Annotated in this window: 13 protein-coding genes; 2 read left to right on the top strand and 11 right to left on the bottom strand. The window is 65.0% G+C overall.

Annotation, left to right across the window (positions count from 1 at the left end):
• Nucleotides 1-16 precede the first annotated feature (16 nt).
• The gene (locus tag E4K65_RS29630; protein ID WP_135177141.1) at nt 17-877 is read left to right on the top strand and encodes an alpha/beta fold hydrolase; all 861 of its coding nucleotides are present in this window, start codon (nt 17-19) and stop codon (nt 875-877) included.
• Nucleotides 878-1,111: 234 nt separating this feature from the next.
• Here E4K65_RS29630 and E4K65_RS29635 read toward each other — a convergent pair whose 3' ends face one another.
• From E4K65_RS29635 to tolQ, 11 genes are all read right to left on the bottom strand, one after another.
• On the bottom strand, nt 1,112-1,528 hold the full coding sequence (locus E4K65_RS29635) for a DUF3052 domain-containing protein (RefSeq protein ID WP_135177142.1): 417 nt from the start codon (nt 1,526-1,528) through the stop codon (nt 1,112-1,114).
• A 7-nt stretch (nt 1,529-1,535) separates the two neighbouring features.
• The gene (gene ftsH / locus E4K65_RS29640; protein ID WP_018641582.1) at nt 1,536-3,458 is read right to left on the bottom strand and encodes an ATP-dependent zinc metalloprotease FtsH; all 1,923 of its coding nucleotides are present in this window, start codon (nt 3,456-3,458) and stop codon (nt 1,536-1,538) included.
• 255 nt (nt 3,459-3,713) lie between these two features.
• Entirely contained in the window at nt 3,714-4,790 is a 1,077-nt protein-coding gene (gene tilS, locus E4K65_RS29645; protein WP_135177143.1) for a tRNA lysidine(34) synthetase TilS, read from the bottom strand.
• Between the two features lie 83 nt (nt 4,791-4,873).
• The gene (gene ybgF, locus E4K65_RS29650) at nt 4,874-5,920 is read right to left on the bottom strand and encodes a tol-pal system protein YbgF (protein ID WP_135177144.1); all 1,047 of its coding nucleotides are present in this window, start codon (nt 5,918-5,920) and stop codon (nt 4,874-4,876) included.
• 187 nt (nt 5,921-6,107) lie between these two features.
• On the bottom strand, nt 6,108-6,596 hold the full coding sequence (gene pal / locus E4K65_RS29655) for a peptidoglycan-associated lipoprotein Pal (RefSeq protein WP_027545576.1): 489 nt from the start codon (nt 6,594-6,596) through the stop codon (nt 6,108-6,110).
• Between the two features lie 270 nt (nt 6,597-6,866).
• The gene (locus E4K65_RS29660) at nt 6,867-7,595 is read right to left on the bottom strand and encodes an N-acyl amino acid synthase FeeM domain-containing protein (RefSeq protein WP_135177145.1); all 729 of its coding nucleotides are present in this window, start codon (nt 7,593-7,595) and stop codon (nt 6,867-6,869) included.
• Between the two features lie 179 nt (nt 7,596-7,774).
• Entirely contained in the window at nt 7,775-10,105 is a 2,331-nt protein-coding gene (locus tag E4K65_RS29665; RefSeq protein WP_135177146.1) for an EAL domain-containing protein, read from the bottom strand.
• 236 nt (nt 10,106-10,341) lie between these two features.
• Nucleotides 10,342-11,691: a Tol-Pal system beta propeller repeat protein TolB gene (tolB, locus tag E4K65_RS29670; protein WP_027545579.1), complete on the bottom strand. Its 1,350-nt coding sequence runs from the start codon at nt 11,689-11,691 to the stop codon at nt 10,342-10,344.
• 41 nt (nt 11,692-11,732) lie between these two features.
• Nucleotides 11,733-12,692 (bottom strand): hypothetical protein, encoded by a 960-nt coding sequence (locus tag E4K65_RS29675; RefSeq protein ID WP_027545580.1) that lies wholly within the window; start codon nt 12,690-12,692, stop codon nt 11,733-11,735.
• A 4-nt stretch (nt 12,693-12,696) separates the two neighbouring features.
• A complete protein-coding gene (gene tolR / locus E4K65_RS29680; RefSeq protein ID WP_027545581.1) occupies nt 12,697-13,149 on the bottom strand; it encodes a protein TolR in 453 nt (150 codons plus the stop codon).
• A 43-nt stretch (nt 13,150-13,192) separates the two neighbouring features.
• A complete protein-coding gene (gene tolQ / locus E4K65_RS29685; RefSeq protein ID WP_018641591.1) occupies nt 13,193-13,909 on the bottom strand; it encodes a protein TolQ in 717 nt (238 codons plus the stop codon).
• Between the two features lie 617 nt (nt 13,910-14,526).
• Here tolQ and ggt point away from each other — a divergent pair.
• Nucleotides 14,527-16,263 carry a gamma-glutamyltransferase gene (ggt, locus tag E4K65_RS29690; RefSeq protein WP_167771256.1) on the top strand — a complete coding sequence of 579 codons (1,737 nt, stop codon included), beginning with the start codon at nt 14,527-14,529 and terminating at the stop codon, nt 16,261-16,263.
• Nucleotides 16,264-16,331: the final 68 nt, after the last annotated feature.

Genomic DNA, 16,331 nt, shown 5'->3' on the forward strand with positions numbered 1-16,331 from the left:
AACAGGAGAGCACATCATGCTGCTTCGCAGTCTCGTCATCGCGCTTCTCGTCACGGTCTCGCTCAGCGCCGCCGACGCGGCGCCACGATGGCTGAACCTGCCGCCGACGCCAACATTACCCAGGGCAACGCAGAGCGGCTTCGCGCCCGTCAACGGCATCAAGGTCTGGTACGCAATGTTCGGCCGGGGTGAGCCGGTGCTGCTGCTGCATGGCGGCCTCGCCAACGCCAACTACTGGGGTCACCAGGTTCGCGCGCTGCAACGGCGCTATCAGGTCATCGTCATGGAAAGCCGCGGGCATGGGCGCAGCAGCCGCAACCAGGAGCCGTATGGCTCCGATTTGATGGCTTCGGACGTGGTCGCGCTGCTCGACCATCTCAAGATCAAGAAGGCGGCGATCGTCGGCTGGAGCGACGGCGCGATCATCGGCCTCGACATCGCCATGAAGCACCCGGAGCGGGTGAGCAGGCTGTTCGCCTTCGCCGCGAACTCGGACCCGTCAGGCGTTGCGGATATCGCGACGAGCGACGTCTTCAACGCCTACATCGCCAGGGCGGGAGACGAATACAAGCGCCTCTCGCCGACCCCGACCGAGTACAAGAGCTTCGTCGACGAGATCACCAAGATGTGGGAGAGCCAGCCGAAATGGACGGCGTCGGACCTCGCGACGATCAAGATCCCGACCTGGATCGTCGATGGCGATCACGACGAGGCGATCAAGCGCGAGAACACCGAGTTCATGGCGGCGAACATTCCGGGGGCCGGCCTGCTGATCCAGCCGGAGGTCAGCCACTTCTCGTTCCTGCAGGATCCGGAGCAATTCAACGACGATGTGATGCGTTTTCTTGAGCGTGGCGGTGACGGGGCCGCGAAGTGAGAAGATCGTGGGGCGGGCAGAGCGCAAGCGTGCCCACCCTCGTGAGCACGGGCACGGCGCAACTACAACGTCATTGCGAGCGCAGCGAAGCAATCCAGAGTCTTTCCGCGGCGGGATTTCTGGATTGCTTCGCTGCGCTCGCAATGACGGAGCTTGCAGCTACAGCGCGCCTCTCTCTCGTCGCCCGGACGCGCTGGAGATGGTGGGCACGGCGCTATGGCGCCTTTGCCCACCCTACTTCTTAGGCGGACGATCCTTCACGGGGATCACGAGCTTCAGGCCGGACCAGACGTCGTCTACGGCGCAGACCTTGATGTCGACGAGACCGTTTGCGAGCGCGGTCACGCGCACCAGCGTTTCCGTCACGTCGGTGACGACACCTGAGGCCTTCTTCGGCCATGACGCCCAGATCATCCCGTCGGGTGCGATCGCCTTGCGGTAGCTGCGCAGCTTGACCGCAAAGCCCGTCGCTTCGGTCGCGAAGACATGCACCATGTCGAGCGGCGCCTTGGCGGTCCTTGCGATCTTCACGTCATCAGGCAATTCACCGACGACATCGCGATAGGCCGTCGAAAGGCCGTCCACAAAAATACAAAAGCCCGGCTTGATGCCGAGCTTTTGCACTAGCGGTTTGCCGGAATAGCCGGCCACGGAGGCTTTACGCCTGCGGCTGCGGCTCCAGGCCCGGATCCGGATCGGGCCGCGGGCGCGACTTGCCGGCCGGGGGCACGGCGGAGGCGCGCGGCGTGGTCGGCTCGAGCACGGACTCGCGGTTCGGCTTCTTGCCCTTGAGCAGATCGACAATCTCGTCACCGGAGAGCGTCTCGAACTCGAGCAGGCCCTTGGCCAGCGCCTCGAGGTCGGCATGCTTCTCGGTGAGGATGCGGGTCGCTTCCTTGTAACCTTCCTCGACCAGGCGCCGAATTTCGGAGTCGATCTTCTGGACGGTCGCTTCAGAGGCGTTCTGCGTGCGCGACACCGACATGCCCAGGAAAACCTCGTCCTGGTTCTCGCCGTAGGAGACGGTGCCGAGCTCTTCCGAGAGGCCCCAGCGCGTCACCATCATGCGGGCCAGGCGCGTCGCCTGCTCGATGTCGGAGGCGGCGCCCGAGGTCACCTTCTCGCGGCCGAAGATCAGCTCTTCGGCGACACGGCCGCCCATCATGATGGCGAGGCGCGAGGTCATCTGCTCCAGCGACATCGACAGCTTGTCGCGCTCGGGCAGCTGCATGACCATGCCCAGCGCGCGGCCGCGCGGGATGATCGTCGCCTTGTGGATCGGATCGGTCGCGGGCACGTTGAGGCCGACGATGGCGTGGCCGCCCTCGTGATAGGCCGTCAAGAGCTTCTCTTCCTCGGTCATGACGAGCGACTTGCGCTCGGCGCCCATCATCACCTTGTCCTTGGCCTCCTCGAACTCGGCCTGGGTCACCATCCGCTTGTTGCGGCGGGCGGCGGTGAGCGCGGCTTCGTTGACGAGGTTCATCAGGTCGGCGCCGGAGAAGCCCGGGGTGCCGCGCGCGATGGTCTTGAGGTTGATATCGGGGGCCAGCGGCACCTTGCGGACGTGGACCTTGAGGATCTGCTCGCGGCCGACGACGTCAGGATTGGGCACCACGACCTGACGGTCGAAGCGGCCGGGACGCAGCAGCGCGGGATCGAGCACATCAGGACGGTTGGTGGCGGCGATCAGGATCACGCCCTCGTTCGCCTCGAAGCCGTCCATCTCGACCAGCAGCTGGTTCAGCGTCTGCTCGCGCTCGTCATTGCCGCCGCCGAGACCGGCGCCGCGATGACGGCCGACGGCGTCGATTTCGTCGATGAAGATGATGCAGGGCGCGTTCTTCTTGGCCTGCTCGAACATGTCGCGGACGCGGCTCGCGCCGACGCCGACGAACATCTCGACGAAGTCGGAGCCGGAGATGGTGAAGAACGGCACGTTGGCCTCGCCCGCGACCGCACGCGCGATCAGGGTCTTACCGGTGCCGGGAGGGCCGACCAGCAGCACGCCGCGCGGAATGCGGCCGCCGAGGCGCTGGAACTTGCCGGGGTCGCGCAGGAATTCGACGATCTCCTGCAGGTCCTGCTTGGCTTCGTCGACGCCGGCGACGTCCTCGAAGGTGACGCGGCCATGCGCCTCGGTGAGCATCTTCGCGCGCGACTTGCCGAAGCCCATCGCCTTGCCGGCGCCGCCCTGCATCTGCCGCGACAGGAAAATCCAGACGCCGATCAGCGCGATGAAGGGCAGCCAGGAGACCAGCAGCGAGACGAACCAGGGCACGTTGTCGCCCGGCGGCTTCGCGGTGATCTGGACCTTGCTGTCATAGAGGCGCTTGACCAGCGTCGGGTCGTTCGGCGCATAGGTCTGGAAGCTGGAGCCGTTGGTGAAGGTGCCGTGGATGTCCGGCCCCTGGATCACGACGTCGCGCACATTGCCGCGGTCAACCTCGCTCAGCAGCTGGGAGAAGGCGATGTCCTGCGAAGAGGCGCGCTGACCCGGATTCTGGAAGAGCGTGAACAACGCCAACAGCAGCAAGACAATGATGACCCAGAGGGCGAAATTGCGCAGATTGGCGTTCATCGATCTTCCTTCGTGGTCGCGCGGATCGCGGCCTGAATCCTTGGGCAGTACGAGGAAATCCCCAAGGAATCCTCTCGGTTAGACGCATACAATTTAGGTGCCGCCCCGGTCGCTGCCAAGGGAACGAGATGGGACTATTTATCCCATCTTAGGGCGATTCCCGCTGAAATAATGGCGACCTACCCGGGGTTTTTCCTGCCTGGTTAAGGTGACCTGACGGCGCTGCCTCGAAACAGCCGGTGTCATGATCCGCCCTCATCTGTCCCTGCGCCGCCGGGCCGGCGCCGGTGCGATCTGGATACGCCCGCCGGCAAGGCTGATCAAGGCTCCCGCAAGGGTCTGCTTCAGGACCGGGCGGCCGTTTGCGGCTGCGCGGGGGCTCGCGGCCATGTCCTGATCAAGGATGGCTTGATCGAGCACGGCCATCAGGGTCTCGACCTTGCCGAGTTCCGCCGGCCCTTCGTGCCCGAGCGCGTTGATGGCCCGCAGCAGGAGCCGCAGCCGGACCTCCTCCGGCAGGGTGGCGAAGGCGCCGGCCTCGAAACTTCGCATGCCCGGCCCATGCGGCGCATCGTCGCGATCCCTCAAACGAAGGAAGCGCTCGGCCCCATCGGTCAGCACCTCCACTGCTGCATTGGCGCGCGCCAGCCTGCCTGCGAGGCGCGCCAGACTGCGGGCGTCGCCGCCCTCGGCCGCAAGCTGCGGCAACAGCGCGCGCAGCCGCGGCCGGGTGAAGGCGGTGTCGCGGTTGGTGGGATCATCGGCAAAGCCGATCTTCGCGCGCTTCAGGGTCGCGATCAGCTGCGCCTTCGGGACGTCGAGCAGCGGGCGCGCCAGCACGATGCCGTCGCGCGGCGTGAGGCGCGCCATCGCCGACAGCCCGGCAAGTCCGCTGCCGCGGACGAGGCGCATCAACAGGGTCTCGGCCTGGTCGTCGCGGGTATGGGCGGTCAGCACATGGCTCGCACCGGCGCTGCGCGCGGCCTGCACGAGCAGGCGGTAGCGGGCCTCGCGCGCGGCCGCGGGCAGTCCCGTCTTCGGCTTGGCGCCGCGCCAGCGCAGGGTCCGGTGTGGCAAGCCAAGCTCGGTGGCGAGCCGCTTCACCTCGCGCGCCTCGCGTGCCGCCTCGGCCCGCAGGCCGTGATCGACGGTGACGACGGTGAGAAGCGGGCCGCGCGCGAGGCTGCGCCGCCAGCGCGCGGCGAGCCACATCAGCGCGATCGAGTCAGGCCCGCCGGACACCGCGAGCACCAGTGCGGGCGCACTTTTCAACTCGGCGAAGAGCTGCTTCGCCTCGCGCACCGAGATCGGAGAATTATCGTCGTCTGACATGGCGCTGCCCAGCAATCACCACCGAATGGCGGGCACGTTTTAGCGCAGCGCCGTCCGCGTTGTCAGCGAGCAACGCCGCGTGGTCAGCACTTCACCCGCTTCTGCTCGCGGTCGACGGCGGCTTTGACGCCGGCGGAGGCGCGCGGATATTTGCGGCCGACCTCGCCGAAGGCGGCGCAGGCGGCCTCCTTCTCCTTCAGCGCGGCCAGCGACTGGCCGAGCCGCAGCAGCGCGTCCGGCGCCTTGGCCGACTTCTCGTATTTGGTGGTGACGGCGAGGAAGGCTTCCGCGGAGTCGCGATATTGCTGGCGCTGGAAGTAGCTCTCGCCGAGCCAGTATTGCGCGTCCCCGAGCAGCGGGTCGCTCGGATACTTCTGCGCAAAGTTCTTCATGGTCTGCTCGGCGAGCGCGTAGTCCTTGCGCTGCATGTAGCCGATGCCGAGATCGAACTCGTCGCGCGGCGTTGCCGAGGGCGGCAGCGTGGTCAGGCCAGCGCCTGCGGCAGGCGCGGGATAACCCTGTTGGGCCGGCGGATAGCCGGGCTGGGCTGCGGGGGGCGCGGCCTGCGGCTGATAGCGCGGGCTGGTATTGGCGAGATCGAGCGGCTCGCCGGCGTTGCGCCCGCCGGGGGCTCCTCCCTGCATCGGCTGCTGCCCGCCGCCGAGGGCGCGCGGCGCGCCGGGCGCGCTCGGATTCTGGCTGGGGTCAAAGGCATCGCCGCGGCGGCGCGAGCCGGGAGCGCCGGGCGCCGGCTGCTCCTGAACGATCGGCGCGGGAGAAGCGCTCTGCGGCTGCTCGTAGTTCGGCTGGGCGGGCTGCTGCTGGCGATAGCCCGGCGCGCCTTGAGAGGGCGAAATTTGGGCGGGCGGCACGGCAGCGACATTGGGCTGGACCGGCGCCTGCCCGGGTGCGGCTTGCGCACCGCCTTCGAGCGCCCGCAGGCGCTCCTCGAGCTGGCGATTGCGGTATTGCAGTTCTTCGTTCTGGCCGGTGAGCTGGCGCAGCTGGTTCTCCAGCCGCTCGATCCGCATCTCGGGATCATCGTCCGTTTGCGCGAAGACGGGCGAGCACAAGGAGAGCAGCGCGGCGGTCGCCACGGTGCCGGTTAATACCTTAAATCTGGATGACATCTTGCCCTGACGACGAAAGCGAAATGGCCTGCGACGGAACATTCGACGCGCCACACATTGAAGGGGAGTACGCCAAAAATGTGACTGCTACAAAGGGGTTTCTGTCACAGATCGCTGAAACGAAACCGGCGCCCGTGAGGGCGCCGGCATGATCGATTCCTGAAGATGAACGGCGCCTGACTGAACGTCAGGAGCTCGCGTTCAGCACGGTCACAGCGCGACGGTTCTGCGACCAGCAGGAGATATCGTTACAGACGGCGACCGGGCGTTCCTTGCCGTAGGAGATCGTGCGCATGCGGTTCGGATCGATGCCGCGCGAGGCGAGGAACGAACGCACCGACTGGGCTCTGCGGGCGCCGAGGGCGATGTTGTATTCGCGGGTGCCGCGCTCGTCGGCATGACCTTCGATGGTGAAGCTGTAGCGCGCATAGGTCTGCAGCCACTGCGCCTGCTTCTCCAGGGTCACGATCGCCTGCGGGGTCAGATCGGTCTGGTCGCTTTCGAAGAACACGCGGTCGCCCACGTTGACGACGAAGTCCTGCTGGCTGCCCGGCGTCGCCGCGTTGGCCATCGCATCCGCAGCAGAGTTCTTGTTGGCGCAGGCGCCCATCGACAGCGCGACAGCAAGCACCGCGGCCAGCTTCAATCCCTGGAGGATACGCATAGGATGTTTCATTCCGGAGCCTCCACGCTCACGTTAGTCCACTGCTGTCCGGTCTACAGGGGGTTGGTTAAGCGAACGTTCCGTCAACCTTGATGGGATGTTGCCAGAGCCGGTCAAATGCCCCCCACCCGGCGAAAAGCACCCGTCATGGTTAATGGGTTGTAAATGTGGCGCGAGGGTGAAGGCAAGCCGCGTTAACCGGCAAATTGGCTGGACTTGCTTGAATTTTGGCCTGAGCCCGGGAAATCCCGGAGCGCCTTCGATCAGTCGGCCCCGCCGGAATCAGGCGTGAGCGGCATCCGGCACCAGCAGCGGCTGCTGCGGCGACAACTGGCGCTGCGCGCTGCGCCCGAACAGCATCCGCCGCTCGAAGGCGGTGGACCGCATGATCGGATAACGCTCGAACACCTTCTTGCGGAAGGTCGGGAAATCCGCCGCCATCAGTCCGAACGGCTTGGTGAGACCGGGAACCAGCCTCGGCTCGGCAATGGTCTCATGCAGAAACACCCGCCGGTAGAAGGCCTGATGCTCGGGACGCACGATCGCGAGGCCGAGATCGGCATTGAAATGCTCGCAGGCCATGTAGGCGAGCCGGGTCGTCAGATAGGGCAATTCCGGAACCCGCTTCACCTGGTCGGGATCGGCGACGAACCGCGTGGGGTCGATCATGACCTCGCCGCGATCGAGTCGCGGCAGCAGGATCTCGGGAAAGACATCGGCCGAGGTCGACTGCCGCCATTCCGACGTCAGCACGCTGATGCGCACGGAGCTGCAAAGCTCGCCGTGGAGATAGACGCCGAAGGTCCACGCGTTCGGCAGTTCGTCATACTGGTCGGTGACGCGCGCGTCCGCAGATTCCTTGACGGCACCTTCGCGCAGGTAGGCGCGGTAGCGGAGATTGTAGATCTTCTCCTTCTCGGCCGCCGTGTCGGCGAGATGATAATCGACGTCGGTGAGGAGCTCTGCACCCCGTCCAACAGCCGAAATGATCGCTCTGGCTGAGGACTGCATTCCAACTCCTTACCCATCACCACTCAACGCATGCGCGCGGAACAACCTCCACGCGCGTGATGATTTATTAACAGCTTCTTAACAATGAAGCAAAGCAATCGAATGGTTAGGGTTAACTCCCCGTAGCACTACGGTGCCCGGCAACAGACTGAAATGGCGGGAAAATCTCGGAAGCGGCGTTAGGCGAAGGAACGCGAGCCGACGACCTGGAGCACGGGTTCGTCGCGCCGGCCATGCGAGGCGTTGAGGAGCTGGCGCATCCGCACGGCGGGCACCGGACGGCTGAACAGATAGCCCTGCGCCTCGGAGACGGTGCCGTCGGCGCTGATCAGCTCGAGCTGCTCGTTGGTCTCGATGCCCTCGACCACGACCGCCATGCCGAGATCGGCGGACAGCCGCGCCACGCCGCGCAACAGCGTCAGCGGCCGGTCGGTGTCGATGCCTTCGAGGAAGGAGCGGTCGATCTTCACCTTCTGCATCGGGAAATTATGCAGGTAGCTGAGGCTCGAATAGCCGGTGCCGAAATCGTCGAGCGAGATGCGCACGCCGAGCGCATGCAGCTGCGACAGGATGTCGTGGGTGAGCTGGGTGTTACGCAGCAGCGAGGATTCGGTGATCTCGATCTCCAGCCGATGCGCCGGCAGGCCCGAGACCTCCAGCGCGTAGCGGATCTCGCTCAGCACGTCGCGCTGGTGGAATTGCTGCGGCGAGAAGTTGACGGCGACGCTGACGCCCTCCGGCCACTTCATGCATTCCATGCAGGCGCGGCGCAGGATCCAGCGGCCGAGATCGACGATCAGGCCCATGTCCTCGGCGACCGGGATGATGTCGACCGGCGACACCGTGCCGCGCACCGGATGATTCCAGCGCAGCAGCGCCTCGCAGGTGGTGATCTTGCCGGACTTGAGATTGACCAGCGGCTGGTAGAACAGCTCGAACTCCTCGTTGGCGAGCGCCTTGCGCAGGTCGAGCTCGAGGATGCGGCGGGCCTCGACGGTCGCCGCCATCTCGTCGCGGAAGAAGCAGAAGGTGCCGCGGCCGTCGGCCTTGGCGCGGTAGAGCGCCATGTCGGCGTTCTTGAGCAGCGTATCGGCGCTGATGCCCTCCGGCGAGGTCAGCGCGATGCCGACGCTGGCGCCGATCTCGACCAGGTGATTGTCGATGCGGTAGCGCTCGCTCAGCCGCTCGACGATGCGGCGGGCAAGGCTCGCGGCATCCTCGGGCGTGCTGATGTCCTGCTGGAACACGACGAACTCGTCGCCGCCGAAGCGGGCGACGAAATCCTCCGGCCGCAGCATCTCGCGCAGGCGGTTGGCGACCGCGCACAGCAGCTGGTCGCCGCAGGGATGACCGAGCGTGTCGTTGACCTGCTTGAACTGGTCGAGGTCGATGAACAGCAGCGCGGAGAGCCGTTCGGCATGGTGCGAAATCGCCAGCAGCCGCTCGATCTCATCGCGGAAGGAGACCCGGTTGGGCAGCGCGGTGAGCTCGTCATAGCGGGCGAGATGGCTGATCCGGGCTTCCGCGTTGGTGCGTTCGGTGATGTCTTCCAGCAGCAGCACGGTGCCGCCGCCGGTCATCGGCTGGAAGGTCCAGGAGAGGGAGCGGCCGCGCGTGGGATTGGGATCGGCGGTGACGATCTCGCGGATCCGCGCGTGCTCGATCTCGGCCAGGATCTGGTTGCCGCTCTCCGCCGAGATGGAGCCTGCTGCGACGCAGGCCGACACGATGTCGGCGGCGGTGGCGCCGCGCTTGACCAGGTCCTCGGGCAAGCTCATCAGTTCGCCGAAGCGATGGTTCATCACCGCAAGGCGCCCGTCGGCGCGAAACATGCACAGGCCGTGCGGCATGTTGTTGAGCGCGGTATCGAACTGGCTCGCCAGCGCGGATTCGCGGAAGCTCGAGGTCAGCGCCTTGACGAAGATCGCATGCAGGCTGAGGTTGATGTTCTTCAGGCCGATGAAGAAGAACACGAGCAGGATGGCAAGACCGATGTGATAGAAGCCGCCGTGCAGGAGCAGCGCGAGCGACATCGGACCGCACGCCAATGCGACGTGCCACTGGATCACCCGGGGCTGGCCGTAATTGCGGGCGGCGCCGCCGGCGGTATAGCCGATGCCGATGGCGACACAGAGCATGTCGGCCACCGGATCCTCGTTGTTGTAGATGACGACGAAGGCCCAGATGCCGAGCACCGCCGCATAGCTGAGCGCGCCGATCCAGTAGCGCGGCTCCAGATGCTTGGCTTCTTCGAATGACAATGGGCGCGTACGGTTTTCGTATCCGCGCATCTGGAACGCGCGTGCTGTGCCGATGGCGATCAGCAGAAATGCGAGCGGCCACAGCCAGACATCGCCGGTCTTCAGCGCAGTCATCACCGCGGCCACGGCCGCAGAGGCCGAGCCCAGGAAAATCGCCCAGAAATTCTGCACCATAGAGTTGATGAGAGCGGCGTGGAGTATCGGCTCCAGCTCGTCTCGATCGCTCTGCTTCTGGTCGGCCAGCTGCATCGGCTTGTTACGCGTCCTGTTTGGCGCGTACTTTTACCCAGCCCAGGTGAAGCTTTCCTGAGGGAACATCGTTAAAGGCGGGTTGTTTTTCGGCAATAGCGAACCTGTTTCTGCTGAAATATCAATCAACTAGGCAAGCCTTGCCGGGCGCAAGGTGAAGGAAAGCTTGCCTTCCGCCCAGAAAGCGAAAAAATCGGTGTGATTTTTCGAAAAGATCGCGCGTCCGAAGACGCGATCTATTGACCCGCCGTCGAAGACAATAGCGGCGACCATGCCGGGTCGGAGGCGAAGCCCGGCGTCGGCACCTTCAGCTCGTTGCGGCCGGAGATGTCGACGGAGTACAGCGATGGCCCGCCATTGCCGCCGGGATCGCGGAAGAACATCAGCACGCGGCCGTTCGGCGAGAAGGTCGGGCCCTCGTTGTGGAAGCCGGAGGTGAGGAGCCGCTCGCCGGAGCCGTCCGGCTTCATGACGCCGATCGAAAACTGCCCGCCGCCTTGCCTGGTGAAGGCGATGTAGTCGCCGCGCGGCGACCACACCGGCGTCGAATAGCTGGCGTTGGTGTCGTCCTTGGAGAAGGAGATGCGCTGCGCAGCTCCCCCGCCCGCCCCCATCACGTAGATCTGCGACCTGCCGCCGCGATCGGACTCGAAGCAGATGCGGGTGCCATCCGGTGAGTAAGACGGAGAGGTGTCGATCGCCGGCGTGTCGGTGAGGCGCGTGGTCGAGCGCGAGCGCAGATCCATCACGAACAGGTTGGAATTGCCGCCCTGCTGCAGGCTCATGATGACGCGCTGGCCGTCGGGCGAGAAGCGCGGCGCAAAGGTCATGCCGGGGAAGTTGCCGACGATCTCGCGCTGGCCGGTCTCGATGTTGAAGAGATAGACCTTCGGATCGCCCTGCCCGAACTCCATATAGGTGATCTCTTGCGAGTTCGGCGAGAAGCGCGGCGTCAGCACGAGGTCTGAGCCGCGGGTCAGATAGCGCACATTGGCGCCGTCCTGGTCCATCATCGCGAGCCGCTTGACGCGACGCTCCTTCGGCCCGGACTCGTCGACGAACACCACGCGGCTGTCGAAATAGCCCTTCTCGCCGGTCAACTTCTCATAGATCTGATCGGAGATGATGTGGGCGATGCGGCGCCAATATTCCGGCGAGGTGAAATATTGCTGGCCGGCGAGCTGCTGGCCGGTGACCACGTCCCACAGGCGGAATTCGGCCTTGAGGCGGCCGTCCGGCTGCCGCGTCATGCGGCCGGTGACGAGCGCCTGCGCATTGAGGGTCTTCCAGTTCTCGAATTGCGGCGCGACGTCGATGTTGCTGATGCGCTCGATGAAGGCGGCCTGGTCGATCGGGGCAAACAGGCCCGAGCGCTTCAGATTGTTGGTGATGACCTGCGTGACGCCGTTGCCGACGTCACCGTCGGCGGGCGAGCCTGGCACGAAATTGCTGATCGCGATCGGGATCGGCCGAAACTCCGTGGGATCGATGCGAAGCCGTCCCTGCGGCTGCTGAGCGAAGGCCTGTCCGCCTCCGAGCATCGCGAGCGTCGATCCTGTCAGGGTCATGAAGCGGCGGCGGTTCATCGAGCGGACGTCATTCATTGCAAAGTTCTTTTGTTCGGATGTCACAACATATCTTTCAGGCCGAAAGTCATCGGAATGAGCTTCCAGCTCTCGTACTGCTGCTTCGGCATGAATGAATAGACCTGGCACTGCACGATGGCGCGCTTGGCGCTCTCGGCCACCGCCTGGGCGATCGAGCGCGACGGCCCCCGCACCGCGACGACGACGGGCTCGGACGCGAGCGATCCGTCGATCTTCATGGGAATGTCGATGTCGGCTTCGTACTGGTCGGCGTCCTGCCCGTTATAGGTCGGCGTGAAGCAGCGCTTGACCGCGCCCTGGAATGCACCTCGCCAGGTCGCGACGTTGTTGGCGGCCGTCCCGGTCGCCGATCCCAGCGCGGCGGACGCATTCAGCGCCGAGCCGGTGAGCTCGTGCCGGGTCGCAGCGCGCTTGTCGAGGTCGCGCTGGATCTGCGCGGGATCGAAGCTGCGCTCCTTGGGCTTCGGCTGCTGCTGCGGCTGCACCGCCGCGACCTTCTGCTCCACGGGCTTGGGCGGCGGCTTCTTGGTGTCCAGCTTCTTCTGGAGCTCAGCGATCGGATCTTCCTTGGCTGGATCAGGCTTCTTCTCCTGCGGCTTCGGCTCTTCCTTCGGTTTCGCCTCGGCCACGGGCTTCGGCGGCTCGGGCTTCTTCTCGACCGGCTTCTCGACGGGTTTGGGCGGCGGCTCGGGCGTCGAGTTGGTCTTGATCAGCTCTTTCTTCTCGGTGACCTTGCCGACGGCGTCCTCTTCGGGCTTGGCTTCCGCGATCTTCTCGACCTTGGGCTTCGGCTCTTCCTTCTTGCCGGTCTTCTGCCCCGCCATCATCTTGGCGAGCTGATCGGAGGAGATGATGTCGACCGGGAGCGACTCTTCCGGCGCGACAAAGGCCCTGCTGCTAAAGGTGACGAGGCCCCATCCAAGCACGAGGACGTGGAGGGCAATCGACGCAACGAGTGTCTTGTCGACGTTCACCTTCACCGGCCTAGGACCCCTGATCCGCTTCGGTGACGAGCGCCAGCTTCTTGAATCCGGCGCCGGACAACAGGCCCATGACCCTGGCTACCGTGCCGTAATCCGCCTTCTTGTCGGCGCGCAGATAGATGCGCTCCTCGAGCCCGCCGCGCGCATCCGTGATCGCCTTCAGCTTCGGCACCAGCTCGTTGATCGCGACCTCGGCGTCGTTGATGAAGACCTTGCCCTTGATGTCGACAGACATCTGAAGCGGCTTCTGGTCGTTGTTTTCGAGGCTCTTGGCCTGGGTCTGCGGCAGGTCGAGCGGCACACCGACCGTCAACATCGGCGCCGAGACCATGAAGATGATGAGCAGCACCAGCATCACGTCGACCATCGGCGTGACGTTGATCTCGGCCACGACGGGCTTGCGCCGACCACGGCGCCCGCCGCCTCCGGACGAACTGGCTACGTTCATCGCCATGATCGAATGCCCAAATTGCCCTTCACACTATACATGCCGTCCGTCAGCCCCGCTCGTCGATCTGACGCGACAGAATGGCTGAAAATTCATCGGCGAAGCCTTCGAGCCGCTGGGCCTGCCGGTTCACCTCGGATGTGAACTTATTGTAGAAAATAGTGGCAGGAATGGCGGCGATAAGGCCGACGGCGGTCGCAAACAGCGCCTCGGCGATACCGGGGGCGACCACCGCAAGGGAGGTATTTTTCGACGCCGCGATCGACTGGAAGCTCGACATGATGCCCCAGACCGTGCCGAACAGGCCGACGAAGGGACCGGCGGAGCCGACCGTGGCGAGCACCAGCAGGCGCCGCTCCAGGCGCTCGACCTCACGGGCGATCGAGACGTTCATCACCTTGTCGATGCGCATCTGAAGGCCCGCGACCGAGCGGGCGTGGCTCTCGAACGAGCGCTTCCACTCGCGCATCGCCGCGACGAAGCAGGCAGCCATGGAATGCGTCGGCTTGGCCGAGAGGGTGCGGTAGAGCTCCTCGATCGACTCGCCGGACCAGAAGGCCTGCTCGAAACGGTCCATCGAGCGGCGGGTGCGGGCAAACAGGAAGATCTTGTCGATGGCGATCGCCCAGACCCAGACCGAGCAGGACAGAAGTCCCAGCATCACCGCTTTCACGATCCAGTGAGCCTGCCAGAACAGCGCAATCAGCGACACGTCCGCGGAAGCGGCAACCGGAAGGGCTGACTGAGCCACGTCGGCCGGATTCATAAGCAGTATCCTCTCAAGGCGATCGTTACCTGATGCTCCGCGGCAGCAAATGACCGCCGGTTCCCCAACTGCCGCGCTAGAACCGGCGCGGCCGGCAAGCCCGCTCAAAGCCTTGTCTTTCTGGGGTGCAGGGGGCTCGTCCAAAGCCGGCCGCCTGCTTTCCCTGCCAAGATGTCAAAACTATGGGCCTCGACGACGGCTATGGGCGCGATTGTCCGTTCTTACCAGAGCCCGGCGATAGTTAATGCGGGGTTACCGGAGCTGAATTTGGCTGCGGGAAAGGTAGGCGGTGCAGGCGGTTGGCGGCTTTGGGCGGTGCATGGCGGCCGACGGACCGGAGCGGATCCCACTGGCGGCGGGTTCCCACCACCCTTGCCAGGGAAGGCCAGGGAGGGGTGCCGCACAGGGGGACTCGTGGCGCTACGACACTGCGCAACCGACCGCCCCTTCTGGAACCTCCTCCCCCGCCCAGCCCGCAATCGCAGGGAGCGTCGTGTGCGCCACAGCTACACCACGCCCACATGCTCCATCTCGCATCTCGCGGCGGGCACGAGCTGATAGGCTGAGCTCGCGGACAACAATGTGCCGGCATCACCGGCCAGCCCGAGGAGCATCCCATGTCGAAACCACAAACCAATATGCGGTGGATGGCCGCCGCGATCGTATCGGTCGGCCTCGTCACGTTCGGCGCCGCGCGCGCGGCATCGGTCGCGCCGGTCGCCGCGCAAAACGGCATGGTGGTGTCCGCGCAGCATCTGGCGACCCAGGTCGGTGTCGATGTGCTGAAGCGCGGCGGCAATGCCGTCGATGCCGCTGTGGCCGTCGGTTATGCCTTGGCCGTCGTCTATCCGGCCGCCGGCAATCTCGGTGGTGGCGGCTTCATGACGATCCAGCTCGCCGACGGCCGCAAGACCTTCCTCGATTTCCGCGAGACGGCGCCCAAGGCAGCGACGGCCAATATGTATCTCGACAAGGATGGCAACGTCATCAAGGGCATCTCGACCAAGGGGCATCTCGCTGTCGGCGTGCCAGGATCCGTCTCGGGGATGGAATATGCGCGCGAAAAATACGGCACCATGAAGCGCGCCGACCTGCTCGCCCCCGCGATCCAGCTCGCCGAACAGGGCTTTGCGCTGGACCAAGGCGACATCGACTTGTTGCGCACGGCGACGAAGGATTTCGAGGAAGACCCCGCGTCCGCCGGTATCTTCCTCAACAACGGCAAACCGTTCGAAGTGGGTGAGAAGCTGGCGCAGTCGGAACTCGCCAAGACACTGCGCGAGATCAGCAGCAAGGGCACCGACGGCTTTTACAAGGGCTGGGTCGGCAGCGCCATCGTGGCATCGAGCCAGGCTGGCAAAGGCCTGATCACGCAGGACGACCTCGACAGCTACAAGACGCGCGAGCTCGCACCCGTCGAATGCGACTATCGCGGCTACCACGTGATCTCCGCGCCGCCACCGAGCTCGGGCGGCGTCATCATCTGCGAGATCCTGAACGTCCTGGAGGGCTATCCGCTGAAGGAGCTGGGCTATCATTCCGCGCAGGCCGTGCACGTGCAGATCGAGGCCATGCGGCACGCTTACGTGGACCGCAACAGCTATCTCGGCGATCCGGATTTCGTGAAGAATCCGCTCGACCGCCTCCTCGACAAGAATTACGCGACCAAGATCCGCGCCGTGATCGATCCGAACAAGGCCGCGATCTCCAAGGACATCAAGCCGGGCGTCGCGCCGCACGAGGGCAGCAACACCACGCATTATTCAATCGCGGACAAGGACGGCAACGCCGTATCGGTGACGTACACGCTGAACGATTGGTTCGGCGCCAAGGTGACGGCGGCCAAGACCGGCGTGCTGCTGAACGACGAAATGGACGACTTCACCGCCAAGGTCGGGGTGCCGAACCTTTATGGCCTGGTGCAGGGCGAGGCGAATGCCATCGCTCCGGGCAAGCGGCCGTTGTCCTCGATGAGCCCGACCATCGTCACCAAGGACGGCAAGACCGTCATGGTCGTGGGCACGCCCGGCGGCAGCCGCATCATCACGGCCGTGTTGCAGACCATGATCAACGCGATCGACTACGGCATGAACGCACAGGAGGCCGTCGACATGCCGCGTATCCACCAGCAATGGCTGCCGGACCTCACCAACGTCGAGAACTACGCGCTGTCACCGGACACGCAGAAGATTCTAGAGGGGATGGGGCACAAATTCGGGCCGCCGCAACCGGCGAACCACCTCGCGGTCATCATCGTCGGCGCGCCCTCGCTGAACGGCGAGCAAGTCGGCAATAACCGCTACTACGGGGCCAATGATCCACGCCGCAACAGTGGACTGGCGGCCGGGTATTGATCGCCTTCCCCACCCTTACGACTGAATACCCCGCGAAAGCGGGGTATTCAGTTCGTAGCCCGCATGGG

This window comes from Bradyrhizobium niftali (genome assembly GCF_004571025.1).
Classification (GTDB): Bacteria; Pseudomonadota; Alphaproteobacteria; order Rhizobiales; family Xanthobacteraceae; genus Bradyrhizobium; species Bradyrhizobium niftali.

What these genes read in the sequence shown, in the direction of transcription:
- E4K65_RS29630 (WP_135177141.1), top strand. Translation starts at nt 17, where the DNA reads ATGCTGCTTCGCAGTCTCGTCATCGCGCTTCTCGTCACGGTCTCGCTC.
- ftsH (WP_018641582.1), bottom strand. Translation starts at nt 3,458, where the DNA reads ATGAACGCCAATCTGCGCAATTTCGCCCTCTGGGTCATCATTGTCTTG.
- tilS (WP_135177143.1), bottom strand. Translation starts at nt 4,790, where the DNA reads ATGTCAGACGACGATAATTCTCCGATCTCGGTGCGCGAGGCGAAGCAG.
- ybgF (WP_135177144.1), bottom strand. Translation starts at nt 5,920, where the DNA reads ATGTCATCCAGATTTAAGGTATTAACCGGCACCGTGGCGACCGCCGCG.
- pal (WP_027545576.1), bottom strand. Translation starts at nt 6,596, where the DNA reads ATGAAACATCCTATGCGTATCCTCCAGGGATTGAAGCTGGCCGCGGTG.
- E4K65_RS29660 (WP_135177145.1), bottom strand. Translation starts at nt 7,595, where the DNA reads ATGCAGTCCTCAGCCAGAGCGATCATTTCGGCTGTTGGACGGGGTGCA.
- E4K65_RS29665 (WP_135177146.1), bottom strand. Translation starts at nt 10,105, where the DNA reads ATGCAGCTGGCCGACCAGAAGCAGAGCGATCGAGACGAGCTGGAGCCG.
- tolB (WP_027545579.1), bottom strand. Translation starts at nt 11,691, where the DNA reads ATGAACCGCCGCCGCTTCATGACCCTGACAGGATCGACGCTCGCGATG.
- tolR (WP_027545581.1), bottom strand. Translation starts at nt 13,149, where the DNA reads ATGGCGATGAACGTAGCCAGTTCGTCCGGAGGCGGCGGGCGCCGTGGT.
- tolQ (WP_018641591.1), bottom strand. Translation starts at nt 13,909, where the DNA reads ATGAATCCGGCCGACGTGGCTCAGTCAGCCCTTCCGGTTGCCGCTTCC.
- ggt (WP_167771256.1), top strand. Translation starts at nt 14,527, where the DNA reads ATGTCGAAACCACAAACCAATATGCGGTGGATGGCCGCCGCGATCGTA.